This window comes from Kitasatospora sp. NPDC029367 (assembly GCF_055569135.1).
This window is the reverse complement of sequence record NZ_JBVHYH010000161.1, coordinates 1-2,467: the sequence shown is the minus strand read 5'-3', so window position 1 is coordinate 2,467 and position 2,467 is coordinate 1. Positions and strand designations below refer to the sequence as shown.

2 protein-coding genes are annotated in these 2,467 nt (G+C 78.5%); both read right to left on the bottom strand.

Annotated elements, in window-relative coordinates; translation table 11 throughout:
* Positions 1 to 166: 166 nt before the first annotated feature.
* Positions 167 to 1,210 (bottom strand): LacI family DNA-binding transcriptional regulator, encoded by a 1,044-nt coding sequence (locus ACZ4W5_RS37955; RefSeq protein WP_465659813.1) that lies wholly within the window; start codon positions 1,208 to 1,210, stop codon positions 167 to 169.
* A 197-nt stretch (positions 1,211 to 1,407) separates the two neighbouring features.
* Positions 1,408 to 2,328, bottom strand: coding sequence for an NADP-dependent oxidoreductase (locus ACZ4W5_RS37950; RefSeq protein WP_465659812.1), 921 nt, complete (start codon positions 2,326 to 2,328; stop codon positions 1,408 to 1,410).
* Positions 2,329 to 2,467: the final 139 nt, after the last annotated feature.

The following is a 2,467-nucleotide window of genomic DNA, read 5'->3' as shown; positions in this document are numbered from 1 at the left end:
TGTCGGGCTCGAAGCGGATCACCACGGCCTTGGAGGTCGGGGTGTTGCTCCCCCCCCCCCCCCCCTCCCCCCCCACCCCCCCCCCCCCCCCCCCCCCCCCCCCCCCCCCCCCCCCCCCCCCCCCCCCCCCCCCCCCCCCCCCCCCCCCCCCACCACGTCCGGCCCGTCAGCCCGCCGAGTCGCGCAGCACCAGGGTGGTCGGCAGCACCAGGGACGCGGAGCGGTCCGGGCGGGTCAGCAGCATCTCCAGGGCCCGGGCCCCGAGTTGCTCGACCGGCTGGCGCACCGTGGACAGCCGGGCCCGGGCCGCGGCCGGGGCGTCGTCGAAACCGATCACCGCGACCTGCTCGGGCACCCGGTGCCCGAGCCGCTTCAGCACGCGCAGGGCGCCCAGGGCCATCGGGTCGGAGGCGGCGAACACCGCGTCCAGGGCCGGGCGCCGGCGCAGCAGCCGCAGCATGGCGTGCTCGCCGGAGGCAGCGGAGAAGTCCCCGTAGGCCACCTCGGGGCCCACCGCCGCCTCGGCCTGGGCCAGCGCCTGCCGGTAGCCCGCCAGGCGGTCCGCGCCCACGGCGGTGTCCGGCGGTCCGGCGATGGTTACCACCGACCGCCGTCCGGACGCGCACAGCCGCAGCACGGCGTCGCGGGCGCCGCACAGGTTGTCCGCGTCCACGTACGCCACCGTGCCCGCGCCCGGCGGACGGCCGACGGACACCGCCGGCACGCCGGCGGCCCGCAGCAGGCGCGGCAACTCCAGCGTCTCCCACGCGCCGACGAGCAGCACGCCGTCCACGTGCCCGCCGCACAGGTGCCGCAGCAGGGCGGGCCGCTGCGCGCTCCCGGGGACGGTGAAGACCGCCACCTCGAGTTCCAGCCCCGCCGCGGCCTCCCGCAGCCCCGCCAGCAGCCGGAGGTGGAACGGGTCGGAGTGGTAGCGCACCGGATCGGCGAAGGCCACCACGGCCACCACGCCGGTGCCCCGCCCGCGCGGAGCACGGCGCCGCACGTACGCCAGCTCCCTTGCGGCGGCCATCACCCGGGCGGACACGGGCGGCGAGACGGGCGCCGAGCGGTTCAGCACCCGGGAGGCGGTCGCGGTGGAGACGCCGGCCCGCCGGGCGACCTCGGCCAGGGTGGCGGGCGCGGCTGCGGCAGGGGCTGAGCCGGGGACTGCGGCGGGGGCGGACAGGTCGGAGGCGGGCTTCGGCATGGGAGGGGTCCTCACCGGTCGGGTGGAGGGGTGGGGGGAAGGGCGCGCCGCCCGCTACGCCGCGTCAGGTCACCATCGCGCACGGCCTGGACGCCGTCAAGAAGCGCGTCACCGGATGCTCCACCGACCGGGAACGGCCCCGGAACCACCGTCCTTCGAGGGCGGTTCCGGGGCCGGCCGCAGGGCTCTCGGGCCCGTCAGGGAACGATGACCAGCTTCCCGCGGGTGTGGCCGGTGCGGCTGGCGTCGAAGGCATCGGCCGTCCGCTCCAGCGGGAAGGTCTGCGCGACCTCCACGGTCAGGGCGCCGCGGTCCGCCAGCGCGGCCAGCTCGGCGAGCGCGGCGCCGTCCGGGCGCACCCAGATCCACGCGCCGCCGTGCTGGGTCACCGAGGGATCGGCGACGGAGACGTGACGGCCGTCGTCGGCGAGCACGGCGAGCGTCGTCTCCAGCTGGCCGCCGACGAAGTCCGCGACGGTGGAGACGCCGCCGGGTGCCAGCGCGCGCACCCGTTCGGCCAGCCCCTCGCCGTAGGTCACCGGCTCGGCGCCGAGCTTGCGCACGAAGTCGTGGTTGCGCTCCGAGGCGGTGCCGATCACCCGGGCCCCGCGGTCGCGGCCGAGCTGCACGGCGAGGCTGCCCACCCCGCCCGCCGCGCCGTGCACCAGGAGCACGTCGGCGGGGCCGACCTCCAGGCGTTGCAGGCTGCGCAGCGCGGTCAGGCCCGCCAGCGGCAGGCCGCCCGCCTGCTCCCAGCTGAACGAGGCGGGCTTGCGCGCCACCGCGGGCGCGGAGACCGCGACGTACTCGGCGAAGGTGCCGGCCTGCACCACGTCCTTACGGGCGTACGCCATCACCTCGTCACCGGGCGCGAACTCGGGCGTGTCCGGGCCGGTGCGGGTGACCACGCCCGCCACGTCCCAGCCGGGGACGGCGGGGAAGACGGTGTCCATCATCGGGTCCAGTCCGCCCGCCATGACCTTCCAGTCGACGGGGTTGACGGAGGCGGCCCGGACCTGGATCAGCACCTGGCCGGGGCCGACCTTCGGATCGGGCACCTCGCCGTAGCGGAGCCGGGAGTTGTCCGGGGCGTAGGAGTCGTAGGTCACCGCGCGCATGTACGGACCTCCAGGGGGGCGATGGGCCGGCCCCGTGCACCCCGGGGCGGGTGCGGCGGGGGGGGGGGGGGGGGGGGGGGGGGGGGGGGGAGGGGGGGGGGGGGGGGGAGGGGGGGGGGGGGGGGGGGGGGGGGGGGCG